Origin of the sequence: Gracilimonas sp., assembly GCF_017641085.1 — a bacterium.
Classification (GTDB): Bacteria; Bacteroidota; Rhodothermia; order Balneolales; family Balneolaceae; genus Gracilimonas.
This window is the reverse complement of the sequence record NZ_JAEPPI010000001.1, coordinates 159,248-181,666: the sequence shown is the minus strand read 5'-3', so window position 1 is coordinate 181,666 and position 22,419 is coordinate 159,248. Positions and strand designations below refer to the sequence as shown.

At 45.3% G+C, this 22,419-nt stretch carries 25 protein-coding genes; 11 read left to right on the top strand and 14 right to left on the bottom strand.

Annotated features, from left to right (window positions below; genetic code table 11):
* Complete coding sequence (locus tag JJ941_RS00700; RefSeq protein ID WP_290960978.1) at positions 1 to 852, top strand: alpha/beta fold hydrolase; 852 nt, start codon at positions 1 to 3, stop codon at positions 850 to 852.
* A gap of 172 nt (positions 853 to 1,024) precedes the next feature.
* Here JJ941_RS00700 and surE read toward each other — a convergent pair whose 3' ends face one another.
* The 8 genes from surE to JJ941_RS00660 all read right to left on the bottom strand — a co-directional run bounded on the left by surE (position 1,025) and on the right by JJ941_RS00660 (position 7,470).
* Positions 1,025 to 1,798: a 5'/3'-nucleotidase SurE gene (surE, locus tag JJ941_RS00695; protein WP_290960976.1), complete on the bottom strand. Its 774-nt coding sequence runs from the start codon at positions 1,796 to 1,798 to the stop codon at positions 1,025 to 1,027.
* Positions 1,795 to 2,625, bottom strand: coding sequence for a 3-methyl-2-oxobutanoate hydroxymethyltransferase (gene panB / locus JJ941_RS00690; RefSeq protein ID WP_255135230.1), 831 nt, complete (start codon positions 2,623 to 2,625; stop codon positions 1,795 to 1,797). The genes surE and panB overlap by 4 nt, the downstream gene beginning before the upstream one ends.
* On the bottom strand, positions 2,622 to 3,059 hold the full coding sequence (gene fabZ, locus JJ941_RS00685) for a 3-hydroxyacyl-ACP dehydratase FabZ (protein ID WP_290960972.1): 438 nt from the start codon (positions 3,057 to 3,059) through the stop codon (positions 2,622 to 2,624). The genes panB and fabZ overlap by 4 nt, the downstream gene beginning before the upstream one ends.
* A gap of 117 nt (positions 3,060 to 3,176) precedes the next feature.
* Positions 3,177 to 3,866, bottom strand: coding sequence for a bifunctional demethylmenaquinone methyltransferase/2-methoxy-6-polyprenyl-1,4-benzoquinol methylase UbiE (gene ubiE / locus JJ941_RS00680; RefSeq protein ID WP_290960969.1), 690 nt, complete (start codon positions 3,864 to 3,866; stop codon positions 3,177 to 3,179).
* A gap of 113 nt (positions 3,867 to 3,979) precedes the next feature.
* On the bottom strand, positions 3,980 to 4,597 hold the full coding sequence (locus JJ941_RS00675) for a histidine phosphatase family protein (protein ID WP_290960966.1): 618 nt from the start codon (positions 4,595 to 4,597) through the stop codon (positions 3,980 to 3,982).
* A gap of 32 nt (positions 4,598 to 4,629) precedes the next feature.
* Positions 4,630 to 5,610 (bottom strand): universal stress protein, encoded by a 981-nt coding sequence (locus JJ941_RS00670; protein ID WP_290960963.1) that lies wholly within the window; start codon positions 5,608 to 5,610, stop codon positions 4,630 to 4,632.
* 70 nt (positions 5,611 to 5,680) lie between these two features.
* Positions 5,681 to 6,832 carry a DUF368 domain-containing protein gene (locus JJ941_RS00665; protein WP_290960960.1) on the bottom strand — a complete coding sequence of 384 codons (1,152 nt, stop codon included), beginning with the start codon at positions 6,830 to 6,832 and terminating at the stop codon, positions 5,681 to 5,683.
* Positions 6,817 to 7,470, bottom strand: a complete 654-nt coding sequence (locus tag JJ941_RS00660; RefSeq protein ID WP_255134715.1) for a protein-L-isoaspartate(D-aspartate) O-methyltransferase — start codon at positions 7,468 to 7,470, stop codon at positions 6,817 to 6,819. Before JJ941_RS00660 ends, JJ941_RS00665 begins: the two co-directional genes overlap by 16 nt.
* A gap of 142 nt (positions 7,471 to 7,612) precedes the next feature.
* On the opposite strand from JJ941_RS00660, the gene lgt reads away from it, so the two are divergent.
* A complete protein-coding gene (gene lgt / locus JJ941_RS00655) occupies positions 7,613 to 8,446 on the top strand; it encodes a prolipoprotein diacylglyceryl transferase (RefSeq protein WP_290960956.1) in 834 nt (277 codons plus the stop codon).
* On the opposite strand, the gene JJ941_RS00650 is transcribed toward lgt, so the two are convergent.
* Positions 8,443 to 9,483, bottom strand: coding sequence for a porin (locus JJ941_RS00650; RefSeq protein WP_290960953.1), 1,041 nt, complete (start codon positions 9,481 to 9,483; stop codon positions 8,443 to 8,445). The two genes, lgt and JJ941_RS00650, sit on opposite strands and share 4 nt — an antisense overlap.
* A gap of 19 nt (positions 9,484 to 9,502) precedes the next feature.
* The gene (locus JJ941_RS00645) at positions 9,503 to 10,771 is read right to left on the bottom strand and encodes a carbohydrate porin (protein WP_290960950.1); all 1,269 of its coding nucleotides are present in this window, start codon (positions 10,769 to 10,771) and stop codon (positions 9,503 to 9,505) included.
* A gap of 174 nt (positions 10,772 to 10,945) precedes the next feature.
* Here JJ941_RS00645 and JJ941_RS00640 point away from each other — a divergent pair, with 174 nt between their 5' ends.
* Together JJ941_RS00640 and JJ941_RS00635 are read left to right on the top strand one after the other, a co-directional pair.
* Positions 10,946 to 11,695, top strand: coding sequence for a ZIP family metal transporter (locus JJ941_RS00640; protein WP_290960948.1), 750 nt, complete (start codon positions 10,946 to 10,948; stop codon positions 11,693 to 11,695).
* Between the two features lie 312 nt (positions 11,696 to 12,007).
* A complete protein-coding gene (locus JJ941_RS00635; protein WP_290960945.1) occupies positions 12,008 to 13,120 on the top strand; it encodes a hypothetical protein in 1,113 nt (370 codons plus the stop codon).
* On the opposite strand, the gene JJ941_RS00630 is transcribed toward JJ941_RS00635, so the two are convergent.
* Entirely contained in the window at positions 13,117 to 14,013 is an 897-nt protein-coding gene (locus tag JJ941_RS00630; RefSeq protein WP_290960942.1) for a mechanosensitive ion channel, read from the bottom strand. The genes JJ941_RS00635 and JJ941_RS00630 overlap by 4 nt on opposite strands.
* Positions 14,014 to 14,126: 113 nt before the next feature.
* Between JJ941_RS00630 and JJ941_RS00625 the strand changes: the two genes are divergently transcribed.
* From JJ941_RS00625 to rlmN, 7 genes are all read left to right on the top strand, one after another.
* Positions 14,127 to 14,762: a peroxiredoxin-like family protein gene (locus JJ941_RS00625; protein ID WP_290960939.1), complete on the top strand. Its 636-nt coding sequence runs from the start codon at positions 14,127 to 14,129 to the stop codon at positions 14,760 to 14,762.
* Between the two features lie 16 nt (positions 14,763 to 14,778).
* Positions 14,779 to 15,507 carry a SprT family zinc-dependent metalloprotease gene (locus JJ941_RS00620; RefSeq protein WP_290960937.1) on the top strand — a complete coding sequence of 243 codons (729 nt, stop codon included), beginning with the start codon at positions 14,779 to 14,781 and terminating at the stop codon, positions 15,505 to 15,507.
* Positions 15,508 to 15,595: 88 nt separating this feature from the next.
* The gene (locus tag JJ941_RS00615) at positions 15,596 to 16,087 is read left to right on the top strand and encodes a Spy/CpxP family protein refolding chaperone (protein ID WP_290960934.1); all 492 of its coding nucleotides are present in this window, start codon (positions 15,596 to 15,598) and stop codon (positions 16,085 to 16,087) included.
* Between the two features lie 63 nt (positions 16,088 to 16,150).
* The gene (locus tag JJ941_RS00610) at positions 16,151 to 16,780 is read left to right on the top strand and encodes an RNA polymerase sigma factor (protein ID WP_290960931.1); all 630 of its coding nucleotides are present in this window, start codon (positions 16,151 to 16,153) and stop codon (positions 16,778 to 16,780) included.
* A gap of 3 nt (positions 16,781 to 16,783) precedes the next feature.
* On the top strand, positions 16,784 to 17,113 hold the full coding sequence (locus tag JJ941_RS00605; RefSeq protein WP_290960928.1) for a hypothetical protein: 330 nt from the start codon (positions 16,784 to 16,786) through the stop codon (positions 17,111 to 17,113).
* A 1-nt stretch (position 17,114) separates the two neighbouring features.
* Positions 17,115 to 17,627, top strand: a complete 513-nt coding sequence (locus JJ941_RS00600; RefSeq protein WP_290960925.1) for a periplasmic heavy metal sensor — start codon at positions 17,115 to 17,117, stop codon at positions 17,625 to 17,627.
* 49 nt (positions 17,628 to 17,676) lie between these two features.
* Entirely contained in the window at positions 17,677 to 18,789 is a 1,113-nt protein-coding gene (rlmN, locus tag JJ941_RS00595) for a 23S rRNA (adenine(2503)-C(2))-methyltransferase RlmN (protein WP_290960922.1), read from the top strand.
* Positions 18,790 to 18,903: 114 nt separating this feature from the next.
* Here the strand turns inward: rlmN and lepB are convergent, their stop codons facing one another.
* Genes lepB through lepA form a run of 3 tightly spaced genes read right to left on the bottom strand, consistent with a single transcriptional unit; the run spans position 18,904 to position 22,414 of the window.
* Positions 18,904 to 20,007 (bottom strand): signal peptidase I, encoded by a 1,104-nt coding sequence (gene lepB, locus JJ941_RS00590; RefSeq protein ID WP_290960919.1) that lies wholly within the window; start codon positions 20,005 to 20,007, stop codon positions 18,904 to 18,906.
* A gap of 11 nt (positions 20,008 to 20,018) precedes the next feature.
* A complete protein-coding gene (locus tag JJ941_RS00585; protein WP_290960916.1) occupies positions 20,019 to 20,603 on the bottom strand; it encodes a hypothetical protein in 585 nt (194 codons plus the stop codon).
* A gap of 5 nt (positions 20,604 to 20,608) precedes the next feature.
* Entirely contained in the window at positions 20,609 to 22,414 is a 1,806-nt protein-coding gene (lepA, locus tag JJ941_RS00580) for a translation elongation factor 4 (RefSeq protein WP_290960911.1), read from the bottom strand.
* Between the last annotated feature and the right edge of the window lie 5 nt (positions 22,415 to 22,419).

Below are 22,419 nucleotides of genomic sequence, written 5' to 3'. Positions count from 1 at the left end.
ATGCCCGACCGATCCACCCTTTTAAAACGATTTGAGCTGAAGGAGTTTCCACAGCCGGATATGGTACAGCTTAAATACCCTGTGTTTATGTGCCACGGCTACGGAGCTATTGGTTCGGTGATAAAGTCAGGCCCTATGCACGACCCGTGTATGCAAATCAGGGCTCATGGAGTACCGGCTATCGCCCCTAATGTAGTGCCTTATGCCCGGATCGAAACGCGGGCTGAAAACTGGGTTTTACTCATCGAAAAATTTTGCAAAGAGTATGGGTGTGAAAAGGTTAATGTGGTTTCTCACAGCATGGGCGGACTCGATATGCGTTGTGCCCTATCCAAGTTGGATATTGCCCATCGGGTTGCAAGCCTCACCACTATTGCTACTCCCCACCATGGTTCCAGCCTGGCAGATTTGGTTTTGAAAGCCCCGGAATTGGTTACTGAAAAACTGAGTGAAATGTTCGATTGGTTTGGAGATAACATGTATCCAAAAACAAAAAGTGACGCCCTCGGGTCGCTGGAGCAACTTACGTGTGGTTATGTGACCGATGTTTTCAATCCGGAACACCCCGATGCCGAAGATGTAGCTTACTATTCTTACACCGCAGCTGTTGGAAAGGGCACCAAATTCTCTATCAACCCAATGCTGAAATTTCAGAACAGCCAGATTTTTGAAAAAGAAGGCGAAAATGATGCTTTTGTTTCTGTTGAAAGCGCAAAATGGGGAACACACCTTGAAACGGTTCCTCTTTCCCATTTGGCTCAGATGCACTTACAAATGAATAAGGAATCACAAAAGATCTACGAGAAGTTTTGGTTGAACCTGCTGAAACGGTTGGCTAAAAGCGGGCACTGATACTGATCTTTTTTTGATCGGTATTGATTACAGGTACCGAACACCATATTTGTTCCGACGCGGAGCGTCAGAACGAGGTTCAGTAAATGATCTTCTATTATTTCAAAACATTCTCTGGTTAGGACGCTCTGCGTCGTAACCGACTTTTTTTAAATCCGGTCGGGAGTGCTTACTACCCTTGCAGGTCGCTGTCTTCTTTTCCCTCTAACAAATCATAAGCTGTAAGGTCATACTGAATAGGCGTAACCGAAGCCAGCCCTTCATTCAGCACATGAATATCCGAGTCTTTTCCTTCGTCCAGTAATTCAAATTTGCCGGTCAGCCAGTAGTAAGCTCTGTTGAATGGATCAGTTCGGCTTTCATATTCTTCGACATAGCGGCTGTCGGCCTGGCGGGTCCATTTGATGTCGGTAAATTCACCGGCCGGGGCGTTTACATTCAGCGTAACTCCTCTTGGTAACCCATTCTTCAGCACATGCTTTATCACCCGACGGGCGGCTTCCTGACAACCTCGAAGATTGGCATCTTCATTAAAATCCGTACAGCTTACCGCAATGGATGGATAACCCAAAATGGTTCCTTCAGTCGCGGCACTCACAGTCCCGGAGTACATGATATTGATTCCTGCATTGCTTCCATGATTAATTCCGCTAACCACTAAATCAGGCTTTCTGTCCAAAAGCTGGCCATGAGCCAATTTCACACAATCAGCCGGAGTCCCGTTTACGGCTTCTCCTTCATATTTATCTGCCACAGTGAACTTACTTGACCGAAGCGGAACCTGAATGGTAATGGAATGTCCTACCGCGCTTTGCTCTTTATCAGGTGCTACGATGTAAACATCCCCGAATTCGGCAGCTACTTCAGCGAGCGCTTTAATACCGGGTGAGAAAATTCCGTCGTCGTTACTTACTAAAATAAAAGGTCGCTCTTTTGAATCGCTCATCCGCCGTATTGTTCTTCTTCGTTTGGAAAATCTTTACTCTTAACGTCTTTGATATAATTCTGAACAGCGTCAGTCATTACTGTATTTAAATCCGCATACCTTCTCAGGAACCGAGGATTAAATTCTTTATTCAGCCCGAGCATATCATGGATAACAAGAACCTGCCCGTCACAACCGGCTCCGGCTCCGATTCCTATGGTTGGAATTGAAATTTCTTCTGTTACCCTTGCCGCAAGTTTTGCAGGAATTTTTTCCAACACGATTGAAAAACATCCGGCTTCTTCGAGTAACTTGGCGTCCCGGATCAGCTCTTCAGCTTCCTGCTCTTCGGTGGCACGAACTTTGTACGTTCCAAATTTATAAATGCTTTGTGGGGTCAGGCCTAAATGACCCATCACCGGGATACCTGCTTCCACAATTTTCTTCACCGAATTTATGATCGGTTTACCGCCTTCCATTTTAATGGCATGAGCTCCAGCTTCTTTCATCATGCGTCCGGCACTGATCAAAGCCTCTTTCGTGGTTACCTGATAGCTCATAAAAGGCAGATCAGCTATAACCAAAGCCCGATCCACACCCCGAACTACGCACGAGGTATGGTAGATCATATGATCCAGCGTCATGGGTACCGTTGTTTCGTGGCCTGCCATTACGTTACTAGCTGAATCTCCCACCAAAATGATCTCAATTCCGGCCTGATCAATAATCTGAGCCATGGTAAAATCGTAGGCGGTAAGCATGGAAATCTTCTCGCCTTTTCTTTTCATATCAACCACCGTCTGGGTTGTAATCTTTACCGGGCGATCTGAATTTTTTTGAGTACTCATGCTTTATCCTTTGGTACCAATGCTGCCGATGCTTCCAGTTCACAGGCTACTTCACCATCAACAGTGGCTTTGCCTTTCATGGTAACAAAATTGCGCCGCATAGAACCCATTTCCACTTCCAGGATCAGTTGATCTCCGGGAACTACCTGTCTTCTGAACTTGCAGTTATTGATACCGGTGAATACCATCAGGGTCTCATCAGGGTTTTCCGCCTTCTGGGTCATCAGCATAATAGCGCCGGCCTGAGCCAATGCCTCAACCTGTAAAACCCCGGGCATGATAGGCTGACCGGGAAAATGGCCGTTAAAAAACTCTTCGTTAGCCGTTACGTTTTTCAGGGCTTTGATCTTTTCTTCCTCTACCTCCAGCACCCGGTCTACAAGTAAAAATGGATATCGGTGAGGGAGAACTTTTTTAATGTCTTCTATTTTCATAAAACTTGTTGGGTTTGTTAATCCGCCACAAAAACTCTAAATCGCGAAATGTTAAAGTTCTGTTCTCTTCTAGCGCTTTTGAGATTTAGTGGCCTGAATGAATTTTGGAATATACAATTATTGAACCACTCCTACATAAACGTATGCGATGCCACCGGTTAGCTTAACGGCCCGCTTCTCTTTGAAAGAACCTGATTCATCCATCAAAGCTAAAAATCTATCACCGGCCGGGAATTCAGCGCTTGTCCGTGGCAGGTAGGTATAGGCTTCCCGGTTTCCACTCAGCCATCCGCCAATAGCCGGCATAATGTGCTGACTGTAGAGTTCGTATGGATATTTCATGAGCCCTTTGGGCTGCCCGAATTCCAGCACCGTAACTCTTCCTCCCGGTTTTACCACACGTGCCAGTTCTTTCAGGGCAACTACCGGGTCATCAACATTTCGGATACCGAATGCGATACTGGAGATATCAAATTTGTCGTCTTCATAGGGAAGATTCATCGCATCGGCGACTTCAAAATCGATTTTCAAGCCGGCACTTTCTGCTTTTTCAGGAGCCGGTTCAATCATGGGCGCACAGAAATCGGTTCCCAATACATATCCGGATTCCCCCACGGCCTTTTTAAATTCGATCGCCAAATCACCGGTACCGGTCGCGCAGTCAAGAACGTGATCCCCTTCGTGAGCTCCGCTTTCCAATACCGCTTTTTTTCTCCATGCGTGATGCACCCCAAATGACAATACGCTGTTCACCCGATCATAATCATCGGCAATGTCGGCAAACATGGATCTTACTTTTTCACTCATAAATATCAGTTAATTTTGCTTTCGATCATAAAACCCAAAGCAGGCTGAAATGGTTCTTTTACAGACTTTGAATATAAGGAAATAATGGAAGCAGGATGATAAGAATAAACCGGTCAGACCAACTCCATCAGGTGGTCGGTTTTATTGAGCTCCACGGCTTTAAACTTTCCATCGTGCCAGGTAAGATGGTTGATGGCGCCGTTTTGATGTTCAATTTTGTGCATGTTCTTTAATCCGTACCCCAGCCATTCGGATAATAAAATACGGGTTAGTCGACCATGAATCATAAACACAATGCTTTCCCCGGTTGATGACTCCAGGACCTCCTCTACTTTGGCATTGGCTCTTGCATAGGTTTCGCGGGGAGATTCTCCATGTTCAGGAGCATAATCTACATTTCCGCTTTTCCATTTTTCATGCACTTCCATGACCTCATCTTTAATTTCGGTAAAAACCTTTCCCTCGAGAACGCCAAAATTAATCTCATCGAGTTCCGGGTATTTATGTATATCCAGCTTTCTTTGGGATGCCAAAGGTTGTGCCGTTTCGTGAGTTCTGCGCAATCCGCTTGCTACAATTTTATGTAAGTCATAGGGTTCAAGGGCATCACGAATAGCCTCTGCCTGCAATTGCCCCAACTCATTGATGGATGCATCCAGGCTCCTTCCCTGAATAATATGCTGTTTATTGTTATCCGTCTCTCCGTGTCGGATGATGAATAGTTGCTTCATTTAACTAAGAATCAGTTTTATCAAAAAACACCCTATTTCTTCAACTCCGGCTTAATGGTTATCTGCGGCTTCTCCAGGTGTTGAATTACCTGTTCGGTGGTGGAACCCAGCAGCATGCGGGAGAGTCCGGTGCGGCCGTGGGTACTCATTACCACCAGGTCGGCATTTTCGTTTGCGTATTCGATGATTTCGTGGTGAGCAGCGATGGATTTCAGAATAATGGTCTTAAACCCAATGCGATTTTCTTCCCCATTTCCGTGATGCACTAATACATCCTGAAAGTCGGTTTCACCATCTTCCACCGAAAAGTTATACTCATCATAATCATCAAAAAAGCTTTTTAAGCGGCCTTTAAGACCACCGTAAACAGCTTCTTCATCTACACCTATGGTGGTGGGTTCAACACCGTGCACATCGTGAGCATACATTTCGATCACATTCAGCAGCTCAAGTTTGGCCCCGAATTTCTGGGCTACATCAAATGCCAATGGGATGGCAGCCAGTGAATGGCTGGAAAAGTCGCACGGCACAACAATGGTATTTATATGATCCGATACCATTTTCTTGGATAGCGTAAGTACCGGTGTTTTGGAGCGACGAATTACTTTATCGGTAGCACTGCCGTGGAAGAAATCAGCGAAATGATCCCCCTTCGCACTCATTATGACCAAATCATAGTTCCCTTTCTCAATTTGGCGGAGAATGGAGTCTGATGGCTTGCGGTCAATATTTACAATATACTCTCCGCGCTTATCTTTCTTTTTGATGTGCTCATTCGCAAAGGCACTGAGTTCCTTCCGCTGGTTTTCAATGAGTTTGGGATATACGTCTTTATCCATACTCAGTGGCACCCCGATTTTATCAAAACTGTCGCCTAAATATTTTGACAAAGGTATGACATGCATCAAATCAACAGTGCAGTCGAATTTATCTATAAAGAGATCTGCTGACTTTAATGCCGCATTGGATTTCTCGGAAAGATCGGTTGGAATTAACACGCGCTCCACATTCATAGCTACTCCTTTTTTGTTGAATAACTAACTCTAATAATAAAATAAGTTAGCGCCCTGTAATGTTCCATCTTTATTTATCGCGGAGCCGGTCCAGGCCTCCCACTAAAATAACTCCAACCAACATCCCGATGATACCGCCCCACACATTGGGGTCGTCGCCGGGTTTGGCACCCAACCAGCCCGGGATAAACGGTTCTGATTTGATCAGCTTATTTTTAACTGTCTCAATCTCTACCTGTTTCATCTCCTCAAAAGTAGAATCAGCATTCCTGATTTCTCCGATGCGCTCATATTCCGGCAGGTTTGTGTTTGGTGGATTTTCCATCAGCTCCTGCACTTTGGGGTGATTCATATATTCCACCTGTGTTACTTCTGCGCGCTGCACAAAATCCCTGTGTTGGTAGGGCCAAATCACATATAGGGAACCAATCAGAAAGCCGATTAACACGGCTATGGTTTGGGAATGATATTTTGAAAGCAACCAGGAAAGAAATCTCGAAAAAGCAGCTAAACCAACAACAGCTCCTAACACAAAAGGCAGCAAGCCAATCAAACCATCCACTGTTTCCACACCGCCCAACTTCCCAATTTCAGAAAGCAGGTAATCATATTTCCGCATAATGAGCAACAGGTACGAACCGGAGATACCCGGCAAAATCATGGCACAAATGGCGATACTGCCACTCAAAAATACAAAGGCCGGATGTTCAGGCGTATCGGCCGGAACCAGAGATACGATCCAGATTCCAAAGGCCATACCCAGCACCAGCATCAATAGTTCTGTTTTAGTGAACCGCTCAAGAGCTTTAATCAAAATGTAGATAGAGCCTACAATCAACCCGAAAAAGAGTCCATACACAATTTCGGGATGGGTAAACATATACACCTGCAGCGGCACTACTTTGGTGAAAAAGGCCAACGCTGAAAAGATCCCCAAAAACAGAAATGCCAGGAAAAAGATATGGATTTCTTTAAACGCCGCTTTCCATTTCAGCGTGAAAAAAAGCTTTATGAAATTACCGTTCACGCTTTTAATGGCATTCAACAGGCGTTCGTAAATACCCACAATCAGGGCCATGGTTCCGCCACTTACGCCCGGCACAATATCCGCCGATCCCATCAAAAAGCCTTTGAGAGCTAAAAACGGTGCTTCTTTAAAAGTGGTGGTGTCTTTGGGTGGGGTTGACGTTTGCTCCGGTTCAGTCACTACGAGCCACCCCATCCTTTTTCGCCGATAAGCGGTACAAATTTAAAATCAGCCAGTTCTTCACGCTCATATTCATTTTCGGAAACCCGTGTTATGCGCAACATCATCTGCTTGGTGTCGTCCCCCACCGGAATTACTAACCGGCCGCCAATGGCCAATTGCTGTACGAGGTCGTCCGGCACAACGGGAGCTCCTGCAGTCACAACAATACCATCATAAGGCGCGTAGGTGGACCAACCCAATGTTCCATCACCCACTTTCAGCATGGCTCGATAACCTAATTCGTGAAGAGCTTCCTTCGCCCGGTGATAGAGCTCTTTGTGGCGTTCTACACTATATACATCCGCTCCAAGTTCACACAAAACCATACACTGGTAGCCGGAGCCCGTTCCGATTTCTAAAATCTTTTCGCCTTTCTCAATATTCAGCAATTCGGTTTGAGCTGCCACCGTGAAGGGCTGAGAGATGGTTTGGCCCATCCCGATTGGGAGAGCAGTGTCGTTATAGGCTTTGGTGTGCAGGGCGGTGTCAATCAATTTATGCCGCGGTATCTTCCCGATAGCCATTAACACACGCTCATCTTCGATACCTTTTTTGCGTAGCGTTTCTACCAACTGCTTTCTTGGCCGGACAAATCTGCGATCTTCCTGCAAACTAACTTCCCTTTTTGTTCCCTGTTTTGTCTTTAATCAAGTATAGGCATTTGGTGTAAAAAATGAGTTAATAAATTAGCTTTTAGTTTCACTTTCCCGTCAGTGCTGTTATTTTCTGCTGAACTTTCTTAAACCTGACTTAATGATCATCGCATTATTGCAAAACCTGACATGGGGCATCGACCCTGAAATCTTTTCCATTGGCCCTATTGCACCCCGTTGGTATGGGTTGATGTTTGCCGGAGCTTTTGTTTCCGGCTATTTCTTTGGTGTGAAATTGTGGAAAGACGGTGGTCGTAAAGTCGAGGAAATGGAAAGTATTCTCACCTGGATTTTAGTGGGAACCGTGATTGGTGCTCGCCTCGGCCACGTTATTTTTTATGATCCCTCCTATTATCTGCGGAATTTAGATCAGGTGCTGGCTATTTGGAATGGCGGATTGGCAAGCCACGGTGCAGCCATCGGTATTATTGTGGCCATGTATTACCAGAGTAAAAAAGCCCCGAAAATGAGTTTCTGGTGGCTGGCTGACCGCGTTGTAATTCCCACAGCCGTGGGCGGTGCTTTTATCAGAACGGGAAATTTCTTCAATTCTGAAATTTACGGACATGCCACCGACGTCTCCTGGGGTATTGTTTTCACCAACCTTCCCGGACCTGCCGGTACCATTCCACGCCACCCTACTATGTTGTATGAAGCTATTCTTTGCCTGCTCGTATTTGCGGTTCTTTGGTACATCTACAAAAAGTATAAAGCGCATCCACCCGAAGGTTCATTGTTTGGGATGTTTTTAATCCTGCTGTTCTCCGGTCGGTTCCTCCTGGAGTACACCAAAATTCCACAGGCTAATTTTGCCAGCGATTGGATCTTCAACATGGGACAGCTTCTCAGCATCCCCCTCGTTTTGATTGGTTTATACATCGTGCTTAAAAGAGTGGACTGGAGCAGCTATTCGACGTCTCCGGCAAATCCTTAGAAGCCAATCTGGAAATTCATGGCAATACGGTGATTTTCCAGCTCAGCTTGTTCTGGTGGAAATATATAATTCAGCCTGATTTTCGTTTGCTCTGTGGGCAGATAGTTCAATGCGATCACAATCTCGTCGCTGTTTAGGGCAGGGATATCTTCTGATTGAAAACTATCCCAGCGCACTAAAAACTGTGCTTTTTCAAGAAATTTAAACCCGCCCGTTACCTGATACCCCATTATCGTATCATCAAATTCGCCGGACTGATTGTAGTCAATCAATGCAGAAAGGAACTCTCCACCCATGATAAATCCGCTGTTCTCAACCCGTAAATCTCCTCCGAAAATAGCATACTCTCCATCTATGAAAGGGATCGTACCCGCGGCTATGGATTTATTATCTTGCTCACCATAGGATCCGTTTGCCCCTAAAGCTAGGTTGGTCCCGTCATTAAATTCAGCATTAAAAGATAACCGGCCGGCATAGTAGAAGGCATCGTTGTCATTGGGCTGCAGGTTGTTTCCATTGAACATCCCAAGAGAGTAGCCCAAACCCTGATCGAAGCGGCCATGCACCCTCACTCCGATATCCCGGTTTTCTGCCAACGCCTTAACTACCTGCGAGCGGCTCACAAAATCGAGATCCTGAGGACCTTTCAGAAACTCTGCACTAATCCCCGGTTTTTGGGCGCCGGCGGTTACATTAAATGCATTGTTTAAGCTATATCCAGCGGTAGCATCCAACAGAATGGGATTGTCGGCTGCATCAAAATGAACTACATAGTTGAAGCCACCGTCCAGCTTTCCGCTTAGCTTTATTCGTGCGGTAGGAAGTGAGAAACTACGGGATGAAGCAGGTGACTGATCATCAAAATCATACAAACCCTGAACCTGAACCAAGGCTCCCACAGACAGTGATTCATTTTTAAACAACTCTCGAAGTTCGTCCATAAAAGATGAATCGTCCTGTGCCACAGCTGAAAAGTTTAACAGGCTGAAGGTTACAGCCAGCAACAGAGTTGGAAAAAGCTTTTTTGAAGGTTTCATAATAGATGTTGGTTATCGGTTAAAACCCAATTACAAGGCGGGCCCCAACAACAACGGCATCATCCAGCGTTGCATCAAGGCCGGGATTAAGAACATATTGGGCGTTTCCCTGAACCTGAACATAATCATTTAACGCGAATTGATGCGTAAACTCAATATTGGTTTCTGCTTTTTCAGGTTTATAGCTATTCAGGTAGGTAACGCTTCGGTATTCAGGGCTTGCCATTGCATGAGCTACCGCTAAACCGGTTTGATCACCCGGGCGACCCGGTATCAACCCGTCAAAAACAAATCCACCACCTAAAAATCCATTCAGCATATTAATGTCCGGATTCACTGCACCGGCTCTGAAAAAAGCCCTCAGGCTTCGTGGTGATGTTGATGTATTTGAAAATATCTCGTACTCGCCCAGTGCATAGAACCCAAACTCCTGCTCCCTAAAACCGGTCACTTCCCAGGTACTTCGCTCATTACCGTAAAACCATCCCCCTATCGCAATTTTATTATTACCGACCACACCAGGATCCAGCATGTTCTGAAGGCGTGTAACCCGGTTTCGCATCTGCAGGCTGTTATCTCTCAGCGACTGAAACCCGATTTCCCCAATCACAAAAACTCCATCCCGTTCCCGGAGGTAAATTTTTGTTCCTCTGGTATTGCCCGGATCGGATGGCACTCCGTCTAAAACAGCCGCCTGCATATACAACCCACTAAAGGGATTTATTTTTAAACGAGCGGCAAGTGAGGTGTATGGAAAAGTGGATGGGCCAAGCACTCCGCTTAGCGCTATGGTAGGATCTAAGCCATGTGAGCTGTTCAGGAATAAAAGGCTGCTGTTCAGAACGTTAAACTCGGAGTTAATGTCATACAGCCCTAAGAGGATGGAGCTGTTGGCGAGAAAGAATTTTTTCTGCACCCATATTTCAAAAATACGCCAGGAGTTTTCGGCCTCAATGTTACTTATCCCCTGCAGGTCTCCGGCGAGTCCGCTGATGCTTCCGCCCTGATTCCCGATACCGTACACATAAAAGGTTGTGCCCGAAAGCCCAAGCGGAAGCTGATCGAAGTTTACCTGCATGTTTACATCAATGTTATCAAAATAACGGATACCGGTCTCATTCCCTCCGGCTACATTTCCGAATAAATCTCCGGTGTAACTTACACTGACTTCAAACGGACTGGCCGCATTCTCTTCTGCTTGTTGAGCAAATATTCCTGCCGTTTGCAGAAATAAAATAAGAGTGAATAATAATCCGGATTTGCCGAGAGATGCTAGTTGAGTAATCAAGCTTTTTGCTGGTTTGTGAACTTTTGAAGAATCATCTTTTTCAATGTGATTAGTGGATTGATCATTCACCACCCCACTATCTTTATTTTGACTGTCTTTAAACTGTCAGGAATTACAAGGTTGCCTAGGGAATCAATGGCCTGATTTCTATCTTTGCCGTCCTAATATAGAATTATGGAATTACTCTCGCTCCCCATCACCAAAGTTTTTTTGTATGCGCTGCTCACGGCGGTTACTACCGGCTTGGGAGCTCTGCCTTTCTTTTTTATCAAGGATATTTCTCCTTCCCTGTTGGGTAAATCCAATGCCGCTGCTTCCGGGTTGATGCTCGCCGCCAGTTTCAGCCTTATCATGGAAGGGTATGACATCGACCAATGGATGACACTAGGCGGGATGCTGGGCGGCGTGATTTTGGTGGTATTAGCCAATCGATGGATGGAGGGCCGAACGGAGGTCGGCGTTGAAGATCTTCTTACCGGAAAGCGCAAACAGATGCTGCTTTTCCTGGGTATCATGACCGTTCACTCCTTTGCTGAGGGAGTGAGTGTGGGCGTTTCGTTTGCCAACACGATGGAGTTTGGAGTCTTCATCGCTATCGCTATTGCTGTGCATAACATCCCGGAGGGATTGGCTATCAGCCTGGTTATGGTTCCTCAGGGAACTTCAGCTTTTAAGGCTGTGCTTTGGAGTATTTTTTCGAGCCTGCCCCAACCGTTAATGGCTATCCCCGCTTTCCTGTTTGTTGAGGTTTTTAAAGAATACCTTCCCTTCGGCCTGGGCTTTGCCGCCGGGGCCATGATCTGGATGGTTTTTGCTGACCTGATTCCTGAGGCACTTGAACAGTGTTCTCCCAAAAAAGTTGGGCTTTGGGTTACACTGGCTATCCTTGCCATGAGTGCTTTCCAGATTCTAATCGGCCATTAGTTTTCATTGAATAACAGCCCTTGAACAGCCTTCCGTTACTATCTAAGGATCACTTATCCGTAAATTTCATTTACATTCTTTTTTAAGTTTTTTTCAAAGCCTGAATTGTTCATTTCGTATTTTAGATGAAATAAATTTTCAAGCTTTTTCTTTAAGACATTGAACTTTAGGCACACCCTGCTCTTACTTTTTTTACTGACCCCCATATGTTCACTCGCACAATCGGAGACCACTGACGTTCCTGAGGAGAAGCAAACCCTCAATGTGTATTTAGATTGCCGGGGGTGTAACGGAAGTTATGTTCGTTCTGAAGTGAATTTCATTAATTTTGTGCGCGATCAATCGGATGCCGAAGTTCACCTTCTGGTAACCCTTCAGCAAACAGGAAGCGGCGGCTGGGAGCATACCCTGAATTTTATGGGGCAGGGTTTTATCGAGGATAAATCTCAAATCCTCACTTTTGTGAGCCCTAAATCAGATACTAACGACGAAATGCGCCGACGCCTCGTAAAGCACGTGAAACTGGGACTGGTTTATTTCCTTGCCGGACGTGAAGTTCTTTCTGATCTGAACGTAAATTTTTCCGGATCCTTAAGCGAAAGTACCGTAATAAGTGAAGCCGATCCCTGGAACAGTTGGGTGTTTCGGGTGAGAGCCAGCACCGACTTTGACGGTGAGCAGTCGCAGGGCAACCTCAGGCTAAACGGAAATGTTGATGCACGCCGTATTACCGACCAGTGGAAAATCAATTTCAATTATAATCAGAATTACCGGCGTCGCAGTTTTACTTCTGAAGACAGCACCGGAAAAGAAACAACGGATATTTACATCACAGAGAACCAAAGGTTTTTTGGCTTGCAGGCCTTTAGCTTAGGGGATCACTGGACGGTAGGTGCCTATCAGCGGGCCGAGTCATCAACCCAGAATAACATTGATTTAAGTATTGGGGCAACACCCTCCATCGAGTACAGCCTGTTCCCTTACAGAGAGCATAACCGACGAGAGGTAACCTTCCGATATGGTATTCTCGGATCTTATTATGATTACAGCGAAACCACCATTTTCAACAAAGACGAGGAGTTCTTATGGAGACAGGAGCTGACGATCAGAACAGATTTCACGCAGCCCTGGGGTGGTATTTATGGCTGGCTTGATGCCGGAAATTACATGCACGACTTCAGCAAAAACCGAGTCAATATGGGGTTCCGGGTAAATATGAGAATCGTACGTGGGCTCTCCATTTTCTTTTCCGCACGATACTCTTTGATCAACGATCAGCTGAGTCTGCCCGCCGGCGATTTAACCGAGGAAGAACGACTGCTTAATTTATCCCAACAAGCCACCTCATATGAATACGGTGGCTCATTCGGGTTTGAGTTCAACTTCGGCTCTGTTTATAACAACGTGATTAACCCACGCTTCTAAGCGTTACTTCCATTGTTAACCATGGAGGCATTCAGTTTTTCTCCACCTCTGATTCCGAAATCCAGCGTTCGGATCGGGTATGGAATCATAATGTCGTTCTTATCAAATGCTTTTTTCAGCGCAATAATCGCTTCACTTTGAGCACCCCAATATTGAGGCAGCTTTTCGAATGCTATCCAGAAGCGAATTTTAAAGTTTACCGAACTACCGCCAAACTCATCAAAATAGAGCTCAACATCTTTTGATGTGTCTCTCATATCCAGTTGTTCGATGGCTTCAATGGCTACTTCCCGTGCTTTTTCAAGGTCATCTCCATAGGAAACACCGCAGGCCAAGTCTATTCTTCGCTCTCCGTTCTTGGTATAGTTTACAAATGGGTTTTCGTACACCACTTTATTGGGCACATAAATTATTTGTCCCTGTGGGGTGCGTATAACCGTATTTCTCAGATTTAACTTCTCTACGGTTCCAAATAGGTCGTTGGTTTCTATGATATCACCTATTCCAAATGGGTGGCGAACCGATAACAATACGCCCGAAATAAAATTCGAGGCGATATCCTGAAAGGCAAAACCTAAAGCCAGTCCAATAATACCTGCACCGGCAAGCAAGCTGGTTACCATACCATCCAGGTTCAGAATACTAAGCGCAATAAATACCCCGATACCAATTACCAAAACTCCCAATACGGTTTGGGCTAATCCAGTTACAGTTTTGTTGGTCGTAACTTTGGAAAGTACTTTGCCAACAAATTTCCGTATCCCCTTGGCTATGGCATAAAAAACGATGACGACCAGTAACGCTACTGCAAGGTTTGGCAGCATCTCGATGATGGTAGTCAACCATTCTTCTACTTTTCCGGTTACTAATTCGTAAATATTTCCTATTTCCATTTGTTCTAACTTGTTTTCTGTTATGATCTTATGCTATCATGAAGGAGATTGAGTAAGAAATTGTTCCATTCAGGTCGTCTTTAAAGAAATATTAACCCAACTAACGGTAGTTCATGAATTTTTACCTTAAAACAACCTTCGCAGCATTCATTATATCTTTTCTATTCGTGCCTTTTCTTCAGGCTCAGGATTATGCCGCCAGCGCCAATGCAGTAACACCACTGCTGATCAGCTCAGAAATCCCGGATGTCACCGTCAAGAATATTGATGGCGAGACTGTCAGTCTCCGTGATAAAGTGTACGAACAGCCTTCCATATTGGTTTTTTACCGAGGCGGCTGGTGCCCTTATTGCAGCCGACATCTTGCTGACCTTAAAAAAATTGAAGATGATTTATATGAAATCGGGTATCAGATTTTAGCTATCAGCCCGGATCGTCCCGAAAAACTGAGGGCCACGCTCAATGAAAACGAATTGGGATATACCCTGCTCTCCGACAGCCCTATGAATGCAACCAAAGCCTTCGGTTTAGCTTTTAAGGTTGATCCTGAAACTGTTGAGAGATATAAGTCTGTAGGTATTGACCTTGAAGGAGATTCAGGGTATGATCACCATCTGCTACCGGCCCCGGCTGTTTACATTGTAAATACCGATGGGATAGTCCGGTTCAATTATGTGAATCCAAATTACAAAGAGCGTATTGATGGCGATGTATTACTTACCGCAGCTAAAGCCTATTACGAAGAATAAGCAAGGCAACTGTTGAATGGCCGGGCATAAACTGTACAGTAAAAGTGAATTGGAGGTATCCGGCCTTAAGGTTGTTGTACTTCGGAAAAATGTTAAAAACTTAAACCTTCGGGTTTATCCTGCCGAACGCCGGGTAAGGATTTCCGTCCCCCGGCGTATTTCTGATTGGGAAGTAGCAACCTTTGTTGAAGACAAGCTTCCATGGATTCATAAACACCTGTCCAACTACCGGAAAAAACCTAAGCCCCGACCGCAAGACTATACCACCGGTGAGCTACACCCTGTTTGGGGAAAGAACCTTGAGCTGGTTGTAGTTGAAAGAAATAAACCACCGGAGGTTTTGGTGGATGGTACTAAACTAAAGTTATTCGTCCGCCCCGGCACCGTTCAACAAAAGAGAGCTTCTGTACTGAAAGAATGGTACCGGGAGGAATTAAAGCAAAAAATTCCTGAGCTTATCGAGAAATGGGAGCCTGAAATGGGTGTAAAGGTGGAAGAGTTTGGAGTGAAGCTCATGAAAACCCGGTGGGGAACCTGTAACATTCGTGCCCGCAGAATTTGGTTAAACCTGGAGTTAGCCAAAAAAAGGCCGGAACTGCTGGAGTATGTAATTGTCCATGAGATGGTGCATTTGCTGGAACGCCTGCACAACAAACGATTTTACGGTTTCATGAGCCGTTTCTTGCCCAACTGGAAATCCCTTAAAAACGAACTGAATGGCAAGTCTCAAATCTCGGATTGCTAAACTCTTTGCAGGCTGAATTTTTTTCGAAGGTTTTTTCACTTGCTGGCATCTAAGTAAGTGAACCCAAAATTATATCAGGAGATATATCATGAAAACCTTAGTTAAATCTTTCGCTATTACTGCTTTGTTGTTGAGCTTATCGGTGAGTGCCATCGGGCAACAACGATTTAAGAATCCTGACCGAGATCGTGGAGAACGCGTAGAACGATTTCAGCAAAAACGAAATGCCCAAGGCCAGCAACATCAGCGGGTCATGGCCATGCTTGACCTCAGTGATGAGCAAAAAGAACAGATTCAGGGAATTCACCTGAATGGACAAAAAGAAATGCTTCCGCTGAAAACTCAGCTTCAGGAAGCTCATGCCAAGCTTCGCACACTTACCGTAGCTAATGAGTATGATGAGACCGAAGTTCAGGAAGTAATTAGTGAAATTTCTGACCTGAACAAAACCATGCTCACAAACCGGGTAGAACACCGGCAACAAATCCGCGAACTACTCACCGATGATCAGCGCGTAAAGTTTGATAATCTGCATCTGCGCATGCAAAAACGATTTTCCCGCATGGGAGCAAACCGTTAGTAAGTAGCTTTGAATGCGGGGATTGATTTCCCTGCATTTTATTTAAGCCTTTTGGTAACTATAATGCAGGCATCAAAACCATCAAATAAAAACCCTAAAACCGGTTCCATCGAAGATTCTGAATATATTGAACGGCTTAACCGTCGGGATGAATCTGCCTTTAAGCAGTTGGTGAACGAGCATAAAAACCAGGTGTATAACACCTGCCTAGGGTTTTTACGAAATCCGCATGATGCGGAAGATGTGGCACAGGAAGTGTTTATTCAGGTGTTCGATTCTATTGGCGATTTCCGCGAAGATGCGGCGCTTTCAACCTGGATATATCGCATAGCCGTTACCAAATCACTGGAGTTGATTCGATATCGGAAACGAAAAAAAAGATCCGGTTTCTTTAAAGCTATTGGTTCTGTTTTCAATGAGCCGGACGAGCAGGAGGATGTATCCGGATACATGCATCCCGGTGTAAAGCTCGAAAACAAAGAACGGGCTGCGACTTTATTTAATGAAATTGAAAAGCTGCCTGAACGTCAGCGGGTGGCCTTCACTTTACAGAAAGTGGAAGGACTAAGCTACCAGGAAGTAGCCGATGTGATGGACGTAAGTGTTCCGGCGGTTGAATCACTCATTCATCGTGGAAAAGAAAACCTGAAGAAGCAGCTGTATGACTACTATCAACAAAATGAAATGGATTGAATCATGAAAAATCAAAAGCAAACAGATCGGGAAGTAGAGAAAACCCTGGCATCGCTGGACGGTATAGAACGCGCCACCACCGATGATTTCTTTTACAGCCGGGTTTCAGCACGGCTTGAAAAGCGTAGCAAGGTCAGGGAATCTTCCGGCTTTGGTGTAGCCTTTGCCGCTGCGGCTGTGTTCATCATGCTGGTGTTAAACCTGATTTCGATTTCCCAATACACCTCAACTACTGATACTACTGCCACTACCCGAACCCAAGTTGTTGAACAGCTGGCGTCCGATTATCAATCCTTTGACAATAATTATTACCAAACCTTTGAGGAAGAGTGACATGAAAATTGAAACCAAATTTAAGTGGGCGTTAACCGGTTTTCTTGTGATGGTGCTACTCAACGCCGCACTGCTCACCACTATCTGGATAAAAAAGTCGGGTAATCGTGACGGAAGGAGTTATCGTGACAATGACCGAAACCCGAATGTCATTCATCGATACATGCAGCGAGAGCTACAGCTCACCGATACCCAGGCGGATTCCTTATCGGCCCTGCGTAAATCTCATTTCCAGGAGATGCGTGTACTACGAAAGGAACTTAACGTGGATCGGCGTGCCTATTTCGATTTTATAATGAGCGATGAAGCCAATAATGACCAAAAGCGAGACTCTATTCTAACCGAACTCACCAACCAATACAGCCTTATTGAAAATATGTTTTATACGCATATGACGGACATGAAGGAAATACTCAACAGCGAGCAGCAGGAGCGCTTTGAGCAGTTGATGAGGGAGACTTTTATTCATGACCGAAAAGGTGATAATATGCCAATGCCGCATAGAAACCGGTAGGCTAATCGATTGTCGATGTTCGGACGATTATTGCGTATCTTAGAAGCCTATGAATACGACTGAAACCGCCCAAAAAACCGACCTTAAAGCATTAACCAAAGAAGAGCTTACCCATTTTTGTAAAGAGCTGGGCTTGCAAAGCTTTCGCTCCGATCAAATTTTCCAATGGCTTTACCAAAAAGGAGTGTCTGATTTTGAAGACATGACCAACCTGTCTAAAGACCTGAGAGAGAAACTGCGGGAGATTGCTACCATCAACCGTATTAAACCGGTTCAACAGCAGGAAAGTAAAGACGGCACCATTAAATTTCTTTTTAAGCTGAACGATCCTGAAGAAGATTATAAAGTTGAAGCCGTATTAATCCCGGACTTTTTTGCTGACGGAGCCGCTCGCCGACTTACCGTTTGTGTGTCTTCACAGGTGGGTTGTGTATTCGGCTGTGCTTTCTGTGCAACCGGGAAAATGGGGCTATTCCGCAACCTTACGCATGGTGAAATTGTGGACCAGGTGCAATACATCAATGAATTGGCCGAAGCAAAGTATGGCAAGAAAATCACCAATGTTGTGTATATGGGGATGGGCGAGCCGCTGCACAACTATAAAGCCATCACCAATTCAGCCCACATTATCTCGGATCCGCTGAGTATTGAACTTTCCCCTAAACGAATTACGGTTTCTACTGTCGGGCTTACCAAGCAGATTAAGAAACTGGCCGATGATCAGGAAGAATTTAACCTGGCTATTTCCCTGCACGCGCCCACTGATGTTAAGCGTGATAAGATCATGCCAATTAACAGCTCTATGAACCTGGAGAGCCTGGAAGATGCTGTTAAATATTATTACAGAGCCACTGAGCGGCCCATCACCTACGAATACCTGCTTTTCGATAACTTCAATGACAGTCCGCAGGATGCCCGTGATTTAGCCAAAATTGTGAAATGGGCACCCAGCAAGGTGAACATCATTATGTACAACAATGTAGCCGGTGTGGAGCTTCAGCGTGCAAGAGAAGATCGGCTAGACAACTTTATGCGAGAACTGATTAAAAATGATGTCCGAGCAACCGTCCGAAGAAGCCGCGGCGATGATATTGATGCCGGTTGCGGTCAGCTTGCTATCCGGGAAGGAGCTCCCAAAGGTAAAACGATGGCGAAGAATTAAGGGGCTTTTCCTTGGCAACCATCCGTTCCGGCGCAGAGCGTCCGGAACGAGAGTAATAGTTTTAAAAGAGTGGGACTTCAGAATGCAGGATTCTGAGTACTGACTCCTCCCTCTTTAATCAATCATCGTAAAAATTCGCTCGAAGCGTGGCACCCAATTATCGGTTGAGAACCATACAATGGATGCTTTCCCGATAACATGATCGCTGGGCACAAAGCCCCAGAAACGGGAATCCTGGCTGTTATCCCGGTTATCACCCATCGCAAAGTAATAATCCTGTTTAATGGTGTAAGAATTCGTCTCTTCCCCGTTGATAAAGATCGTTCCGCCCTCTCTTCTCAGTTCGTTCTTCTCGTACCGTTCAATGATGTCTTTATAGATAAACCAGTTGTCATTGTTGATCTGAATCTCCTGCCCTTCAAACGGAATAACGATTTCAGGGAGTTGATCTGAATTGTTGAACGCCCTTGAGAAATCACCCTGGCTTTGTACATAATTCCGGTCTACACTTCCCTCCGGTGTTACATTCAGGAACATGGTATCCACTTCGGCCCAACTACCCACTGTAGCAGCCACATCATCGGTCATATTCACTACATAGGTGTTGTTATTGGTGTAGCCAATTAACTCTCCGCCAACCGATTCCATTTTGGCGTTACTGAGGCGGACTCGCTCTGCCATTCGTACCACATAATGTCGCTGTACACCTTCATGCTGAACCGATTTTTCTCCGTTGATGTACAGAATTTTATCCTGTATCGAAATGGTATCGCCGGGAATAGCTACCGCTCTTTTGATGTAATTGGTTTTTTGTGAAACGGGCTTTACTTCCCAGGGCACATTAAATACGAAAATGTCGTTTCGTTCTACATCCCGGAAACCGGGCAGTCTGGTCCACGGAAGCTGAACGCCGGGCACGCACCATCCCTGCAAAAACGGAACACAAAGTCCCATCGGGGTTCGAGGGCCGTAAGTTACATTCGATACGATGAGCAAATCACCCGTCATCAGGGTTTTTTCCATGGAAGGGGTGGGAATTTTGTACGACCCAAACAGAAATGCACGAAGAATAGCTGCTGCAATAAAAGCAAACACTATGGCGTCAACCCACTCACGAAGCCATGACTTGGCTTTTTTATTTTCTTCTTCCTTTTTGTCCTTCCTTTTCTTCCAGTATGAGCTTAATCCCTGCTCTTCGGGGTTTTTATTTTCTTCCAAGTTCCGGGTATTTATTTTGTTTTGATATGAGAGGGCTTCTTGATTTCCTCTTTCTTGTATTCTCCGGCCTCATAGGAAACTTTATACCACTGTCCCCTTTCCGGTGAATAAAAGTAGTCAACGTATTCTTTGGGTGATGTTTCCCGCAACTCTTTGGTTAGCGTTCGCTTCACCTGCGGCATCAAATCCACATAACGGCTGGCTCCTACATACACCAGCCCATCATCAAACGGACCTTCCAGGTCCAGCACCATCATCGGAATATATCCATCAATGATAAACCAATATTCAAACTGTATGGATTTTCCATCCCGTAAGTATCCATCTTTTTCAATGATATCTTCCACTTTCTGCGTCGGATCTCCATATGCACCTTGCAGAACGGCACGAATTTCAATAGCCGGCATTCGGTCCAGTTCATTATAATTAAATCCCTGTCCGGTCCATTTTATATCTGCAAAGCGAGACTGAAATTCAGCCCGGTCTTCCTTACTCACTTTTTTGATATCCGGTTCTTCGAACTGCGCCTGGGCAGCCGTGGATATCATCACCATCATTACAAAAAAGAAAAAGAATTGTTTCGTCAATCGTTGCATAAAACCTATCTGTCGTCTTCGTCCATAGATAGTACGGCGAGGAATGCTTCCTGAGGTATTTCAACCGTACCTACCTGTTTCATTCGTTTTTTACCTTCTTTCTGTTTTTCAAGCAGCTTTCGTTTACGGGAGATATCGCCACCATAACATTTCGCGGTAACGTCTTTACGCATCGCGCGAACGGTATCACGAGCAATCACCCGGTTTCCGATAGCCGCCTGTACAGCTACTTCAAACTGTTGCTGAGGAATAAGTTCCTTTAATTTCCCACAAACTTTACGTCCGAGGTAATAGGCCTTATCGCGGTGGGTGATGCTTGACAATGCATCAACCTGGTCGCCGTTCAGCATGATGTCCAAACGCACAAGATCACCTTTTCGGTATTCGATAAATTCGTAATCCAGAGAGGCGTATCCGCGGGTTCCGGATTTTAACCGGTCATAGAAATCAAAAACAACCTCAGCCATTGGCAGTTCATACGTAATTTCCACCCGATTATTTTGCATAAACAGCTGGTTTACATAAATCCCCCGCCGCTCCTGGCACAGCTTCATAATCGGGCCGATGTAATCAGCCGGGGTAATGATACTTGCCTTAATGTACGGCTCATAAATAGCTTCGATGTCGCCGGCACCGGGCATCTGGCTTGGGTTATCTACCTCAATCCGGTCACCGCTTTCAACCAGCTCCACTTCGTACTGAACGTTGGGAACCGTGGTGATGATATCGATATCGAACTCACGATCGAGACGTTCCTGAACAATTTCCATATGCAGAAGTCCGAGGAATCCGGCCCGAAATCCAAAACCCAGAGCTTTGGATGTTTCCGGTTCATAAGTCAGGGAGGCATCGTTCAACTGAAGCTTTTCAAGGGCAGCGCGAAGGTCTTCAAAGTCGTCGGAGTCCGTGGGAAAAATTCCACTGAACACCATAGGTTTTGCTTCCTGGTAACCCGGAATAGGTTCTTTGGCGGGATTATCTACTTTGGTAATGGTATCACCTACACGAACGTCCTGCAGTGATTTTACACTCCCAATCACGTAGCCTACTTCCCCGGCATGCAATTCTTTGGTGGGCTCCTGCTTCATTTTCAGGTAGCCGATCTCTTCGGCATTATACTCCTCATGGTTAGACATGAATTTGAAAAGATCTCCTTTTCGAAGCACACCTTCCATCACCCTAACATATGCTACTGAACCACGGTAGGTATTAAATACGGAATCAAAAATAAGTGCCCGCAGCGGTTTTTCTTCTTCTCTTTTGGGACCCGGCACTTTCTTTACAATCTCCTCAAGAAGCGCATCCACTCCTTCACCGGTTTTCCCTGAAACATGAAGAATGTCCTCATATTCACACCCGATCATATCCACAATCTGCTGGCCCACACCTTCAGGATCAGCGCCGGGCAGATCAATTTTATTCAGCACCGGAATTATTTCCAGATCCTGATCGATTGCCTGGTATAAGTTTGAAATGGTTTGGGCTTCAATTCCCTGGGCGGCATCAACAACGAGAATAGCACCTTCACATGCTTTTAGGGCACGGGATACTTCATAGGCAAAATCCACGTGTCCGGGCGTATCGATCAGGTTGAAGATGTAGCTGTTGCCGTCCGGACTTTTATAATCCATTCGGATGGCGTGACTTTTAATGGTGATGCCACGCTCGCGCTCCAAATCCATGTCATCCAGCATTTGCTCTTTCATCTCCCGTTCGCTGATGGCGCCGGTAAGCTGAAGAAGTCGGTCTGCTAAGGTTGATTTCCCATGGTCAATATGGGCAATGATGCAAAAGTTTCGAATGTTATTCATGTGCG